The organism is Nitrobacter hamburgensis X14, from assembly GCF_000013885.1.
GTDB classification, from domain to species: domain Bacteria; phylum Pseudomonadota; class Alphaproteobacteria; order Rhizobiales; family Xanthobacteraceae; genus Nitrobacter; species Nitrobacter hamburgensis.
On sequence record NC_007964.1, the window covers coordinates 2,012,357 to 2,026,561 of the forward strand.

At 63.3% G+C, this 14,205-nt stretch carries 13 protein-coding genes; 11 read left to right on the plus strand and 2 right to left on the minus strand.

The genetic code is table 11. The annotated features are described in order from the left end of the window. Nucleotides 1-136: 136 nt before the first annotated feature. Nucleotides 137-1,057 carry a DUF2155 domain-containing protein gene (locus NHAM_RS09260; RefSeq protein WP_011510307.1) on the plus strand — a complete coding sequence of 307 codons (921 nt, stop codon included), beginning with the start codon at nucleotides 137-139 and terminating at the stop codon, nucleotides 1,055-1,057. Nucleotides 1,058-1,228: 171 nt separating this feature from the next. On the opposite strand, the gene NHAM_RS09265 is transcribed toward NHAM_RS09260, so the two are convergent. Then, nucleotides 1,229-2,233: a DUF4062 domain-containing protein gene (locus NHAM_RS09265; protein WP_011510308.1), complete on the minus strand. Its 1,005-nt coding sequence runs from the start codon at nucleotides 2,231-2,233 to the stop codon at nucleotides 1,229-1,231. Nucleotides 2,234-2,489: 256 nt separating this feature from the next. Here NHAM_RS09265 and NHAM_RS09270 point away from each other — a divergent pair, with 256 nt between their 5' ends. From NHAM_RS09270 to NHAM_RS09315, 10 genes are all read left to right on the plus strand, one after another. Next, nucleotides 2,490-2,723 carry a hypothetical protein gene (locus NHAM_RS09270; RefSeq protein ID WP_011510309.1) on the plus strand — a complete coding sequence of 78 codons (234 nt, stop codon included), beginning with the start codon at nucleotides 2,490-2,492 and terminating at the stop codon, nucleotides 2,721-2,723. A gap of 154 nt (nucleotides 2,724-2,877) precedes the next feature. Next, nucleotides 2,878-3,069, plus strand: a complete 192-nt coding sequence (locus NHAM_RS09275) for a DUF3606 domain-containing protein (protein ID WP_041357887.1) — start codon at nucleotides 2,878-2,880, stop codon at nucleotides 3,067-3,069. Nucleotides 3,070-3,249: 180 nt separating this feature from the next. Further along, nucleotides 3,250-4,554, plus strand: a complete 1,305-nt coding sequence (glyA, locus tag NHAM_RS09280) for a serine hydroxymethyltransferase (RefSeq protein WP_011510310.1) — start codon at nucleotides 3,250-3,252, stop codon at nucleotides 4,552-4,554. 167 nt (nucleotides 4,555-4,721) lie between these two features. After that, complete coding sequence (gene nrdR / locus NHAM_RS09285; protein WP_011510311.1) at nucleotides 4,722-5,204, plus strand: transcriptional regulator NrdR; 483 nt, start codon at nucleotides 4,722-4,724, stop codon at nucleotides 5,202-5,204. Next, nucleotides 5,201-6,352, plus strand: coding sequence for a bifunctional diaminohydroxyphosphoribosylaminopyrimidine deaminase/5-amino-6-(5-phosphoribosylamino)uracil reductase RibD (gene ribD, locus NHAM_RS09290; protein WP_011510312.1), 1,152 nt, complete (start codon nucleotides 5,201-5,203; stop codon nucleotides 6,350-6,352). Before nrdR ends, ribD begins: the two co-directional genes overlap by 4 nt. An 86-nt stretch (nucleotides 6,353-6,438) precedes the next feature. Beyond that, nucleotides 6,439-7,047, plus strand: a complete 609-nt coding sequence (locus tag NHAM_RS09295) for a riboflavin synthase (protein WP_011510313.1) — start codon at nucleotides 6,439-6,441, stop codon at nucleotides 7,045-7,047. Nucleotides 7,048-7,149: 102 nt separating this feature from the next. Next, nucleotides 7,150-7,641 carry a 6,7-dimethyl-8-ribityllumazine synthase gene (gene ribH / locus NHAM_RS09300; RefSeq protein ID WP_011510314.1) on the plus strand — a complete coding sequence of 164 codons (492 nt, stop codon included), beginning with the start codon at nucleotides 7,150-7,152 and terminating at the stop codon, nucleotides 7,639-7,641. Nucleotides 7,642-7,648: 7 nt separating this feature from the next. After that, on the plus strand, nucleotides 7,649-8,131 hold the full coding sequence (gene nusB / locus NHAM_RS09305; RefSeq protein WP_011510315.1) for a transcription antitermination factor NusB: 483 nt from the start codon (nucleotides 7,649-7,651) through the stop codon (nucleotides 8,129-8,131). Between the two features lie 46 nt (nucleotides 8,132-8,177). Further along, a complete protein-coding gene (thiL, locus tag NHAM_RS09310; RefSeq protein ID WP_011510316.1) occupies nucleotides 8,178-9,149 on the plus strand; it encodes a thiamine-phosphate kinase in 972 nt (323 codons plus the stop codon). Between the two features lie 82 nt (nucleotides 9,150-9,231). Continuing rightward, nucleotides 9,232-10,341 (plus strand): IS5-like element ISNha7 family transposase, encoded by a 1,110-nt coding sequence (locus NHAM_RS09315; protein WP_011509106.1) that lies wholly within the window; start codon nucleotides 9,232-9,234, stop codon nucleotides 10,339-10,341. Nucleotides 10,342-10,634: 293 nt separating this feature from the next. On the opposite strand, the gene NHAM_RS09320 is transcribed toward NHAM_RS09315, so the two are convergent. Further along, nucleotides 10,635-13,754: an Rne/Rng family ribonuclease gene (locus NHAM_RS09320; RefSeq protein ID WP_011510317.1), complete on the minus strand. Its 3,120-nt coding sequence runs from the start codon at nucleotides 13,752-13,754 to the stop codon at nucleotides 10,635-10,637. Between the last annotated feature and the right edge of the window lie 451 nt (nucleotides 13,755-14,205).

The following is a 14,205-nucleotide window of genomic DNA, read 5'->3' on the forward strand; positions in this document are numbered from 1 at the left end:
CGGCTGTCGCTATGTGGGCCGCCGGGCAGGCCGCCCTTTCCCCGCCGTAATCGGCGTGTTAACCGGGACGCCTGCGAGCGGCTTGGATATCTGTACAATGGTCCGGCCCTGATTCGAGCCTCACAAAGCCGCAAAGATGTTTCGAACCATTGTCATAGCCGGTTGTGCGGCTTTCGCGGTTGCTGCCCTGGTCGCGGCTGCGTCGCCTGCGCGCGCGCAAATAGGCAATATCTTTTCGGATCCCCCGCCGCGACCGCCGGGCACCATTCCGCGCGGGCAGGCCGCGCCCGAGGACGACGAGGAAGAAGTGCCGGACCTGCCGCAAGGACGCGTGCTGCCTGCGCCGCTGCATTTGCCGCCAGGGCAGGGCGCTCCACCTCCCGGTTCGGTTCAGACCCAGCCATTGCCGCCGCCGCCCGGAACCACCGTGGTTCCGCAGAATGCGCCCGGTGGAGTTGCGGTCGCGCCGCCTTCGCCCAATCAGACGCCCGCACAGCATCCGCCGCGCTCGGCTCCGCCCACGCCGGCCACGCTGCAACCGGGCGATGAGGTCGTCACCGAGCCACCGGCCCAGAAGGTCATCAACAAGAAGGCCGTGTTCTCGGGCCTCGACAAGATCACCGGCCGCATCATCCATTTCGACGAGGATGTCGGTGAAACCGTGCAGTTCGGCGCGCTGCGGGTGAAGACCGATGCCTGCTACACGCGCCCCGCGACGGAAGCGGCCAATACCGACGCCTTCGTCGAGGTCGATGAGATCACCCTTCAGGGCGAGGTGAAGCGGATTTTCTCCGGCTGGATGTTCGCGGCGAGCCCCGGCCTGCATGGCGTCGAGCATCCGGTCTATGATGTCTGGCTGACCGACTGCAAGGATCCGGAAACGACCGTTATCGCCGCGCAGCCGGATCAGCCGAAACCGGCGCCGCCGCCCACCAAGCGCTCGCCGCGACAATCCACGCGCCAGCCGCGTCAACCAGCGCCGCCGCCGCAACCGGCGCCACCACCGCCGCAGCAGCAGCCACGGAGCAATCCGTTCTTCCCGCCGTTCCAGCGATAGTCCTCTGGTGGAGTGAATTTGGCATTCGCTGCCCACTTCGCAGCCAATCCGGCAAGCGAATGTCAAACGCGCCTGTCTGGAAGTAATAGCGGCATTGGCGAAACCGACGAACTGACGGCAAGTTACCGGACCAGCCCCGGCATTGTTCGATGCGCTATTCGCCAGGCTGCGTTAAGTCGCTGCGGACCCTGATTGGCCAATCCTCAGCGTGCGTCTCGATGCGAGAAACTGTTTTCCCTTTTCAGTCACGGACCAGGCGATGTGATTGGAAAAACCCGCTATGATCGACCGAGACTTGATCAAGCCCAGAGCCTCCAGTTTATCCCGGACGACGATCGCGCTCTTTTCGCCAAGCTCGCAATAGTCCGAAATGTGAAGGTTTTGCCGGTACCAATATCCGACAAGTTCTCGAACGTATGCCTCCGATGGGCTCTTGAGGAGGTGGTCGTATAGTCCGACAAAAAGATCGCTCAATGAAATTGTCCGGGATATCGAGTCTGGAAACCCTTCTTCCGATCGATAGACAAGCAGTTCTACGGTAACTGAATCGGCTGATGCTACGAGAGTCGGGTTAGTTGATGACTCGTCGCGATTGAGATCGGCGAGCTTCTGACGAAAATCCGTGTTCTCGATGCGGAGTCTTTCCAGTTCCTGGAGGACCTTTGGATCGATGGCTTGATCACCGCGTATCCAGCCAACCCCTGGCTTCAAATTCACAGCGGTCGCGACGGCCAGCATGACTTTCATGCAAAGATCGTTTTCGTTGTTCCAAAATTCGACGATGCGGCCGGTGCTCAAACGAGCTTTGAAAGCGTCCAGCTTTTCTTTTAGCCGTGCGTCCGTTTCGGTCTTGCCGATTGCAATGTTGCCTGGGTTTTCAGGAAGGAACGCAAGGATAGGAATGTCTTTTGAGCGCGCGTATTCAAACTCTTCTTCTGTGAAGCTCAGCCCATCATCGGAGAGCGAGCCGTAACGGCCGCCCGCGATCACGACGTAATAGTCGCTGCGATCAATGATCCGCTTAATATAGTCGAGTTGCTGTTGATCGGTTGCTGGAAACAATTCCAGGCCAGCAGGCATATATCCCGCTTTTGCCAACGTGTTGCTGACGGCCTGTCGTTCGTCCTGCAAATCGGTGGAGGTCGAACTAATGAAAATCTGGAAAACCCGATCCACTTGAATTTTTCCTCATCCTCACCAATCCGGCCAACAGCCGTCCTCCTCAGAACGACCGGTGCGATGCCGACAGCCGTCAAGGTCAGCGGTACGGCCAGCACCTGCAGCCCGTCAATCGTCTGTCATAGGGCTAGTATAACCAGGAGCCGTTCCCGGTGGGCGTCGCGACGCCCAGCCCGTTGATCCGGTCCGGCTTCAAATGTCGCAGCAGAAACCGTTAACCTTTTGTTTACCATCCGACTCCTAGGATTCGCTCATGATGATCTCGCGCAGCAACACTCAGACCGACATCCGGTCGCTCGAAGCCGCCGCGGCGATAGCGCGCAGTGGCTTTGCCTGCATCTTTTCATCCTCCGACGAGTACGAGCGCGCGCTCATTACGGAACGTCGCGCCCGGGGTCGATATGCCGCCTCACGAAGCGGCTGGCCGACGATGGCCCTGATTGCTCTGGCGGTCACGATCGCGGGCACGGTTGCTTATTGCTTGTAGCAGCGCCGAAGCCGGCGATCGCGGAATTCGCGGGTTCGGCTTAGAAGAAGGTGCCGCAACCGGAATTCTGTTCGAAATCGGAATCGGACACCGGATTTTAACTGTGGCGGCACGGCGTGGTGGCGGGCTGCAGCCCGGGTGCTAGACTGGTGCGATGATCCGGCTAGTCACAGTTGCATCGGTGATATCCACCTATCAGAAACCGGCGATTACGGTGGATACGAATGACGACGCCCAAACCGACCTTTGGGCGAGCCGGCTGAACGTATCGCGCGACAGGCTGCTCGCAGCGATTTCCGAGGTGGGGCCGTCGCTTGCCGCGGTGCGCCACTACCTCGCGAAATAAAACCTCAACCGGAGCGTTTACGCCGGCGATCCACCATATATTGCCCAAACATCAGGGAGGAGGCGCAACACCTTGGCCGCCCTGACCCGATGTGCTATCTGGCTGGAACCGCTTCGACCACCTGTTACTGCTGTTCACACCCGGTGTCTGACGGGCTGTGCCGCCAAGGATATTCTGTAGATGAACTCCTCCGCCAAAACCGCCTCAGCGCCCGATTCCTTCTTTACGGCCACCCTGGCCGAGGCCGATCCCGAGATCGCCGCCGCGATCAAGGGCGAATTGGGCCGCCAGCGTCACGAGATCGAGTTGATCGCGTCCGAAAACATCGTCAGCCGCGCAGTTCTGGAAGCGCAGGGCTCGGTGATGACCAACAAATACGCCGAGGGTTATCCGGGTGCGCGCTATTACGGTGGGTGCGAGTGGGTCGATGTCGCCGAAACGCTTGCAATCGAGCGGGCCAAAAAGCTGTTCGGCGCGCAGTTCGCCAACGTCCAGCCGAATTCCGGCAGCCAGATGAACCAGGCGGTGTTCCTGGCGCTGCTGCAGCCCGGTGATACCTTCATGGGGCTCGACCTCGCCGCCGGCGGTCACCTGACTCACGGCGCGCCGGTCAACATGTCCGGCAAGTGGTTCAAGGCCGCGCATTACACCGTGCGGCGCGACGATCACCTGATCGACATGGACGAGGTGGCGCGCCGTGCCGAGGAGGTCAAGCCGAAGCTGATCATCGCCGGCGGCTCGGCCTATTCACGGCCGTGGGACTTCAAGCGTTTCCGCGAGATCGCCGACAGCGTCGGCGCCTATCTGATGGTGGATATGGCGCACTTCGCCGGCCTCGTCGCCGGTGGCGTCCATGCCTCGCCGGTACCGCACGCGCATGTGACGACGACGACCACCCACAAGTCGCTGCGCGGTCCGCGCGGCGGCCTGATCCTGTGCAACGACGAGGCGCTCGCCAAGAAGTTCAATTCGGCGATCTTCCCCGGCCTGCAGGGCGGCCCGCTGATGCATGTCATCGCCGCCAAGGCTGTGGCGTTCGGCGAGGCGTTGCGTCCGGACTTCAAGATCTACGCGAAGAATGTCGTCGAAAATGCCAAGGCGCTTGCCGAAAGTCTGCGCGGCAATGGTTTCGACATCATCTCCGGCGGCACCGACAACCACCTGATGCTGGTGGACCTGCGGCCCAAGGGGCTGAGGGGCAACGTCTCCGAAAAGGCGCTGGTGCGCGCTGCGATCACCTGCAACAAGAACGGCATCCCCTTCGACCCCGAAAAGCCGTTCGTGACGTCGGGCCTGCGCCTCGGCACGCCGGCCGCCACCACGCGCGGCTTCGGTGTCGCCGAATTCAAGCAGGTCGGCGGCCTGATCGCGGAAGTGCTCAACGCCATCGCGCAGGCCGACGACGGCAAGGCCCCGCTGGTCGAGGCGGCGGTGAAGGAGAAGGTCAAGGCGCTGACCAATCGGTTTCCGATCTACCAGGATTGATGAGTGCGCGTATGTTGTTCGGAGGCGTTTCGATATTTTCTGCGTCATGCGCGGGATTAACTCGCGTATCCATCCTCCTGAAAACGATGGATTACCGGGTTGTGAGAAAGCGATGCGGCGCCGTTCTTCGAACGGCTGTGCCCGGCGATGGCAAGGTGGGTTGAGCGATGCGTTGCCCGAGCTGCAACAGTCTGGATACCCAAGTGAAGGATTCCCGGCCGACCGAGGATTCGGCCGTCATCCGTCGCCGGCGCGTTTGCATGGCCTGCAATTTCCGCTTCACGACGTTCGAGCGGGTGCAACTGCGCGAACTCACGGTCATCAAGCGTAACGGGCGGCGGGTGCCGTTCGACCGCGACAAGCTGGTACGTTCGCTGCAAATCAGCCTGCGCAAACGGCCGGTTGAGCCCGAGCGCGTCGAAACCATGGTGTCGGCCATCGTCCGTGAACTCGAGAGCGGCGGCGAGGCGGAGATTTCCTCCGAGATCATCGGCGAGATCGTAATGGAACATCTGCGGAGCCTCGACGATGTCGCCTATGTGCGCTTCGCCTCGGTTTATCGCAATTTCCGGGAGGCCAAGGACTTCGAGGCGGTGCTGGGCGAACTCTCCAGCGAGGACGACGCGCGGCCTGTGCCGCTGCGCAAATGATCTTCCGCATTCTGGAAGAGCAGTACGGCGAAAAACTCCGGAAGGCCAAGGCCGTTGACTTGCGTTTCATGCAACTAGCGCTGGCGCTGGGTCGCCGCAGCCTGGGCGCGAGCGCGCCCAATCCGGCCGTCGGCGCCGTCATCGTGAAAGACGATGTGATCGTCGGCCGCGGCTGGACCCAGCCGGGAGGGCGCCCGCACGCCGAGGCCGAGGCGCTGCGGCGCGCGGGCGAGGCGGCGCGCGGCGCGACGCTGTATGTCACGCTGGAGCCGTGTTCGCATGTCGGAAAAACGCCGCCATGCGCCGATGCCGTGATCGCGGCCGGCATCACGCGTGTCGTGTCCGCAATCGAGGATCCCACTCCGGAAGTCGCGGGGCAGGGCCATGCGCGGCTGCGGGCCGCCGGAATATCGGTCGATGTCGGACTTTGCGCAGCCGAGGCGGCACACCATCATGCCGGGCATTTCCGGCGGATCCGGGACAAGCGCCCGCACGTCATCCTCAAGCTCGCGGTGTCCAGCGACGGAAGGATCGCTGCGGCCGGAGGCGTACCGGTCGCTATTACGGGCGAGGCGGCCAAGGCGCGGGTGCATCTGCTGCGCGCGCAATGCAACGCCATTCTGGTCGGCATCGGCACCGTGCTGGCCGACAATCCTCTCCTGACCTGCCGCCTTCCCGGCATGGAAGCGCGCTCGCCGCTGCGTGTGGTGCTGGATCACGCGCTGCGTATTCCGCACGACAGCCGGCTGGTCCGGTCCGCGCGCGAGACCCCGCTTTGGGTGATGGCATCGGATCTTGCCCAGGCACCCGTAGCCATGAAGCTCGGCGCCGCGGGCGTGCAGGTACTGCGCGTTCCGGTCGCGGCTGGAGCGCCCGGGCTTGACCTGGCGGCAATTCTCCGCGCCCTGTCCGAAAGAGGCGTCACCCGTCTGGTGGTCGAAGGCGGTGCGCGTGTTGCATCGTCATTCGTCGCGGCCGGTCTGGTCGACGAAGCCTGGCTGCTGCGTGGTCCCGATCCGATCGGCGACGACGGCGTGGCGGCGCTTGGCGCCTTGCCGCTGACCGCCATCACCGGGTCGCCGCAGTTCAGGGCGTGTGCAAGCAAGACGCTGGATCAGGACACTCTCGCGATTTACGAGCGTGTCTAGATCGAGCTAGCGAAGCGACGCCGTTCTTTTGAACGGTTATGCCTGGCGATGACGGTCGCAGGTATTGAATTATTCGGAAGGTTCTGATGTTCACCGGCATAGTGACCGACATCGGCGAGATCGAAAACCTGACGCAGACGGCGCAGGGTCGGCTGCACCGGCTGCGCATCCTGTGCCGCTATGACCAAAGCACCATCGCCGTCGGCGCGTCGATCGCCTGCAACGGCGTGTGTCTGACCACCGTCGCCTCGGGGGTCGCCGACGGCCGGACCTGGTTCGATGTCGATGTCGGAGCGGAGACGCTCGACGTGACCACGGCAAAGCACTGGGCGGCGGGAACGCGGCTCAATCTCGAACGTGCGCTGAAAATCGGCGACGAACTCGGCGGCCACATCGTCGCAGGCCATGCCGACGGGATCGCCGCTATCGTCGCGCGCGACGATCTGCACGGCATGGCGCGCTTTGAATTGCGCACCAACCGGGATTTGGCGCGCTTCATCGCGGCCAAAGGCTCGGTGACGCTGGATGGCGTATCGCTGACGGTGAACACCGTTCGGGACGAGGCGTTTTCGGTGCTCATCATTCCGCACACGCTCAGCTCCACCACGCTGAGCGTTTGGCGCGCGGGCAGCGAGGTCAATATCGAGGTCGACATGATGGCGCGTTATGCGGCGCGGCTGAGCGAGATGAAGTAGGCCTCATCGACAGAAAAAATATGCGCGGGCTTGACCGGCGTATCCATCCCCCTAACAAGACGAATTGCCGGGTCAGCCCGGTGGACGAAACCGGGACACAGCATGGCGGACGCACGACGCGCACCACTCAAGGATCGGACCGACGTCTCGGGCGCACGCGCCCTGATCGTCGAGGCGCGGTTTTACGATGATATCCAGGATGCGCTGCTCGAAGGTGCGGTCGCCGAATTGAGCGCTGCAGGCGTCAGCTATGATGTCGTCACCGTTCCCGGCGCTCTGGAAATTCCGGCGGCAATCGCCATCGCGCTCGATGCGGCCGAGCGGAGCGGCAAGCCTTACGATGCTGTCGTCGCGCTCGGCTGCGTGGTGCGGGGCGACACCATCCATTTTGAGATCGTCTCGATGGAATCCTCCCGCGCGCTGATGGATCTGTCGGTTCAGCGGCGCGTGCCCCTCGGCAACGGCATCATAACGGTCAATACCGATGCACAGGCGTGGGCGAGGGCGCGCGCGAGCGAGTTGAACAAGGGCGGCGACGCGGCGCGGGCGGCGCTGACGATGTTGCGGATCAAGCGCCGATTGGCGAAGGCATAACGGCGCGATGGCGGACATCAGGCAAAACATCGACAAGAAGGCCAACAGGCGCGGCGCGGCGCGGCTCGCCGCGGTGCAGGCGCTATATCAGATGGAGATCGGCGGCGCGGGGATCAACGATGTCTTCGCGGAGTTCGAAAGCCACTGGCTCGGCAGCGAGGTCGAAGGCGACAAATATCTTCCCGCAGAAGCCGCGTTCTTCCGCGACGTGGTGGCGGGCGTGGTCCGCGACCAGGCCAGGCTGGATCCATTGATCGACGACGCGCTGTCGAGGGGTTGGCCGCTGAAGCGGATCGACGCTATCCTGCGCGCGGTGCTGCGCGCTGGCTCGTACGAATTGGAGCACCGCAAGGATGTTCCGGCGCGGGTCGTGGTGTCCGAATATGTCGATGTCGCGCACGCCTTCATTGAAAAGGAGGAGGTGGGCATGGTCAACGCGGTGCTCGATCAGATCGCGCGCCGTTTCCGCGCCGGCGAGTTTGCGCGCTGACGGGTGCCGATGCGGATAGACAGATGAACCCAGGTGGATCGAAAACGTGTCCTCCGGTGAAGACGATCTGATTGCACGCTACTTTAAGCCGATCGCGGCCGATCCCGGCGCGCTGCGGCTCGCTGACGACGCGGCTGTTTTGAAAGGCGGCGGCGACGATCTCGTGGTCACGACCGATGCCATTGTCGAAGGTGTGCATTTCCTGAGCAACGATCCGCCGGAAACGGTCGCGAAGAAGGCCTTACGGGTTAATCTCTCCGACCTTGCCGCCAAGGGAGCAACGCCTGCCGGATTCGTCCTGACGCTGGCATTGCGTGACGCCAACGAGAGATGGCTCGCGCCATTCGCGCGCGGGCTCGGCGACGACGCGGCGGCGTTTCATTGTCCGCTGCTTGGCGGCGACACCGTCTCGACGCCGGGGCCGCTGATGATTTCCATCGCCGCTTTCGGCCGTGTTCCGCCCGGCGGAATGGTCATGCGCAGCCGCGCGGAGCCGGGCGATCGCATCGTCGTCTCAGGCACGATTGGCGATGCGGCGCTGGGGCTCGCCATTCTCAAGGGCAAGCTCATGGCCAGCGACGCTGCGGTCCGAGAGACGCTGCTCGGCCGCTATCGGATTCCGCAGCCGCGTATCGGCCTCGCCGGCGCGTTGCGGAATTATTCACGTGCCGCGATGGACGTTTCCGATGGCCTGGCCGGCGATCTCGCAAAACTGTGCGCGGCATCGGGCGTCTCGGCGGTGATCGATGCCGCGTCCGTTCCGTTGTCCGAGGCCGTGCGCGGACTGATGCAGCAGGGTCAGACGAGTCTTGCAACCGCGGTGAGCGGCGGCGACGATTACGAGATCTTGTGTACGATCCCGGAGGATCGCTTCGAGGCTTTCGCAGAGGCGGCGCGCGGCGTCGGCGTCGCAGTAACGTCGATCGGGGCGGTGGTCGCGGGCAAGACGGCGCCGAAATGGCTTAATGCGGAAGGCAAGGAGATCGCACTACCACGGCTTTCCTACAGTCATTTCTGAACCTAGCAGGCTGTTGAAGAAGTCTCTGGCGCAGCGGTTCTGGGCATGATTCTCTTGATGCGGATGCGTCGAGGGGGGAGCGATGCGGGGAAGCGACGAACGGTCAGGCTCGCTGTTCAGCTATGTGGACTTGGAGGCTCGGATTCGCTCCGACCATCCGCTGCGAACGATCCGACAGATCGCGAACGCGGCGTTGAATGATCTGTCGAGGGACTTTGACAAGCTCTACACGGCGTTCGGCCGTCCCTCGATCGCACCGGAGAAGCTGCTTCGGGCAATGCTGCTGCAGGCATTCTACGGGATCCGCTCGGAACGGCAGTTGATGGAGCGGCTGGAGTTCGACCTGCTGTTGCGCTGGTTCGTGGGCTTGGGCGTGGACGACCCGGTGTGGGACCACTCGACCTTCTCGAAGAACCGCGACCGATTGCTTGAAGGTGAGATCGCCGCGAAGTTCTTGAACGCGCTGATGGGGCAGCACCAGGTCAAGCGGCTGTTATCAAGCGAGCATTTTTCGGTCGACGGCACGCTGATCGAGGCGTGGGCATCGATCAAGAGCTTCCGGCGCAAGGACGGCGGTGACCAGGACAGTGATGGACCGGGACGCAACGCCGAGCGCAGTTTCCACAACGAGAAGCGCTGCAACGAGACGCATCAGAGCACGACCGATCCCGAGGCACGGCTCTATAAGAAGGGCGGCGGCCAGCCGGCGAAGCTTTGCTACATCGGCCATGCCCTGATGGAGAACCGCAACGGACTGGCGGTGCTGGGTGGCGTGAGCCGGGCGACCGGAACGGCGGAGCGGGATCAGGCGTTGGCGCTGATCGACTGCCACCGCGGCCAAAGCGAGCGGCGGATCACGCTGGGCGCCGACAAGGCCTATGACGTCACCGCATTCGTCGAGGACTTAAGACGGCGTTCGGTCACGCCGCACATCGCCATCGACGGGCATTTGAGCAAGACCGGAAAGCCGCGCAAGACCGCGATCGACCAGAGGACTCTCCGTCATGCCGGATATGCCGTCAGCCAACGCTGTCGCAAGCGCATCGAGGAGGTGTTCGGCTGGATCAAGGCCTCCGCCGGACTTGCCAAGATCAAGCTGCGAGGCCGCGACCGCGTCAACGCCACCTTCACCCTGGCGCTGGCGGCCTACAACCTGATCCGCTTGCCCAAACTCCTGGCAGCCGCCGCGTGAAACACAAGTCGTGCACCGTCAAGATGCTCGATCAGGACCCTGATGGTGGCGCCGCCCGCAGATCACGCTGACTCCATTCCATATCCGTCTCCGTGGGAAACTTCTTCAACAGCCTGCTAGAGCCTTTTCGCTTCTGATGAAATCAGAAGCGAGGCTCTATGATTTTGATTTGACGCGTTTTCTTGACGCGAACCGGTACCCACTTCGCTCGAAAACGCTCTAGCTAGCTTCGTCCGGCCGCACAAGAAAACGCCCGGCCAGGCCGGGCGTTTTGGCATTCGAGTGAGACCTGTTCAGGTGCCGCTGCCGAACCGACGCGACCACCACCCCGCACGGCGCGGCCGACCTTCGTCCGATGCTTCTGCAGGCTGTTGCGGCTCAGGCGCCGATGGTTCCGGCTGGCTTTGAGCGACGGGTGCTACCGGCGGCGCCTCTGCCGAGGCGAAGCTCACCTTCTCGCGCACCGTCGAGCGGCGGCGAACGGCTTTTTCGGATTCCGAGATGGCTTCATCCCTGGCCTCAACCGGAGGGCTTGTCATTTCCGGCTGCGTCGCGGTGTGTTGCGGCTGAGTTTCGACGTCGGGCGAGCCGGCCTGCGGTTCAGGGGCGATCGGTACCGAATCGAAGTCCGCGACGGCTTCGACGACCTCAGGCGCTGAGGGAGGGCCGAGTTCGTCGGAAATCGAGCCGACAAGTCCGGCGTCAGCGCTACCGCGACGCCGACGACCGCCACGACGTCCACGACGACGTGGGCGCGATTCTCCGTCCGGAGACTGATCGGCCTGCGCTTCGCCGTCCTGACCTCCGGCACCCTGAACTCCGGCGTCATCTCCGTCATTTTCGACGTCGCCGGTCATAAAGCGTGCCGCGGCGAAATCGGCCGCGATCTGGACACTGTCTGAGCCTTCGTCGCCGTGCGCGGCCTGGTCGTCGCGGGCTTCTCCGGAACGTTCACGCCGGGGCCGGCGGCGCCTGCGCTTACGGCCATCGCCCTCGGCTTCGCCACCCGCTTGTTCATCGGGGCGGCTCTCGGTATCGCCGGTCTCGATCTCGACTTCGATATCGAGTGGCTGCTCATCCTCGTGGGCCTCTTCGGCCTGCGGTGGGGATGCGGCCAGTTGTGCGGCCAGCAGCGCTTTCGCCGCCTCCAGCGTATGCACCTGCTCGCCGCGATCAATGATGAAGGATTGCTGGCCGGTGATCGAGGGATCGGAGACCACGGAAAGACCGACCTTGAAGCTGTGTTCGAGGTCGCGCAGATGGCCGCGTTTTTGATTGAGCACATACAACGCAACGTTAGTGCGTGTCCGCACGACAAGGTCGTGCGTCGCGCCTTTCATCAGAACTTCCTCGAGGCTTCGCAGCAACTGCAACGCCACCGATGGAACCGAGCGGACGTGGCCGCTGCCGCCGCAATGCTGGCAGGGCTCCGTCGAGCTTTCCAGCATGCTGGCGCGAATGCGCTGGCGCGACATTTCCAGAAGACCGAAGTGCGAGATGCGTCCGACCTGGATGCGCGCGCGGTCGTGGCGCAGGCAGTCGCTGAGCTTGCGCTCCACCGCGCGGTTGCTGCGCTTCTCGTCCATGTCGATGAAGTCGATGACGATCAGGCCGGCGAGATCGCGCAATCGCAACTGTCGAGAGACCTCCTCGGCGGCCTCGAGATTGGTCTTGAGCGCCGTATCCTTGATGTGATGTTCGCGGGTCGAACGGCCCGAGTTGACATCGATCGACACCAGCGCTTCGGTTTGGTTGATGACGATGTATCCGCCGGAGCGAAGCTGCACCGTCGGCGAGAACATCGCATCGAGCTGGCTTTCGACGCCCATGCGCGAGAACAACGGCTGGCAGTCGCGATACTGCTTCACCGCGCGGACGTTGGTTGGCATCAGCATCTTCATGAAATCGCGCGCCTCCTGATAACCGCCTTCACCGGCCACCTGGATTTCGTCGATTTCCTTGTTGTAGAGATCGCGCAGAGAGCGCTTGATCAGCGAGCCTTCCTCGTAGACGAGTGTCGGGGCCTGCGACTGCAGGGTCATGTCGCGCACGGTTTCCCACATGCGGATCAGATACTCGAAGTCGCGCTTGATCTCCGGCTTGGTGCGCGAAGCGCCGGCGGTGCGCAGGATGACTCCCATGCCCTCGGGCACGTCGAGGTCCTGCACCACGTCCTTCAGCCGCGAACGGTCCTGCGCCGAGGTGATCTTGCGGCTGATGCCACCGCCGCGCGCGGTATTGGGCATGAGCACGGCATAGCGGCCGGCCAGCGACAGGTAGGTCGTCAGCGCCGCGCCCTTGTTGCCGCGCTCCTCCTTGACCACCTGCACCAGCATCACCTGGCGGCGTTTGATGACTTCCTGAATTTTGTACTGACGGCGTGGCCGGTAGGCGCGCTCGGGTACTTCCTCCAGCGCATCGTCACCGCCGACGGATTCGACCTGCTCGTCTTCCTCGGCGTCATCGTCATCCTCGGCGTGGGCCTCCTCGTCATGGAATTCGACCTCATGAGGCTGGCCGTTGTGGTCGTTGTGGTCGCCCGACTCATGATCGTGTGCCTCATCGTGCGCTTCGAGAGCATGATCCGCATCGGGGGAGATGGCCGGTTCGACATGATCGTCATCGGCATGGGCGGGCGGCTCGAAGCCGGTCGCGTGATCCGATGCTGCCACGACCGGGGCTTCGGCGGCGTCATCATGCGTCTCGTCGCGATGCTCGCTGACGACATCATCCGGGTCTTGATCTGGGTTTTGCGCGAAAGCGATGTCGTGCGACCCGTGTGGGTGGTCGGCGTCGATGTCGTGATGATCGGAGCCGTACGGCTGGCTGTGCCCAATGTCGTCGTTGTGCGCATGCTCGTGCGGGTGATCGTGGTCCGCGTCATCGTCGTGGGGATGATCGAATTCGTGGGGATGATCGTGATCCGCGTCATCCTCGTGGGGATGATCATCGTGAGCCGGACTGAACGGCGACGCGTCTGCTCCTGCATCCTGCTGGGCCGCATCCTCGACAATGGCGCTTTGCACGCGTTCGCCGTGATCGCGTCGACGCGAGTTGCGATGCCGCGAACGGCGGCGGCTGGAGCGATCTTCCGACTCTTCCTCCGCCTCGCGGTGCGCGCGCTCGTCGGCTTCGATCAGCGCCTCACGGTCGGCGACCGGAATTTGATAGTAGTCAGGATGGATTTCGCTGAACGCAAGGAAACCGTGCCGGTTTCCGCCGTATTCGATAAATGCGGCTTGCAGCGAAGGCTCGACGCGGGTGACCTTGGCCAGATAGATGTTGCCGCGCAGTTGTTTGCGCTGGGCAGATTCGAAATCAAATTCCTCGACGCGGTTGCCGCGGACCACGACGACCCGGGTCTCCTCCGGGTGGGTGGCGTCGATCAACATTTTGTTGGGCTTGTTGGACATTTTGGGGCTCTTGGCGGCGGAGGGCGCATGGCACGGCGCGCGCGTTTCGCGCGGCCGGGTGACGCAACGGTCCACCTGATTCGGGGGTGAGGGGAAGGCTGCGACGCGATCCGGGGCGCCGTACCGACCATGCTCCCGGCGCGGCGCGACGCGCAAAGTTCTCACTTCGCGTCGACGCGGTCTTTGCGGGGATATTGGCCGGCTTTTCAGTTTGGCGCATCAGGCGTCTGCCCGTCTGAACAGGTTGGCGGCAAAAGTACCGCCATGTATAGCGCTGCCGGACCGACGCGGCGCCAAAGCGCCTGTCGGCTGTCGTACCTCGTGGCCGCAGGGCCGAGACAATCGGTCATGACCTTTCTGAAGCCATCCCGGGCGTAAAATCGTGACCTGAGACCGGACGCCCCTCGAGCTTGAAACTGCCGCTCCAAATCGACCGCGCGACGCGCTGGCT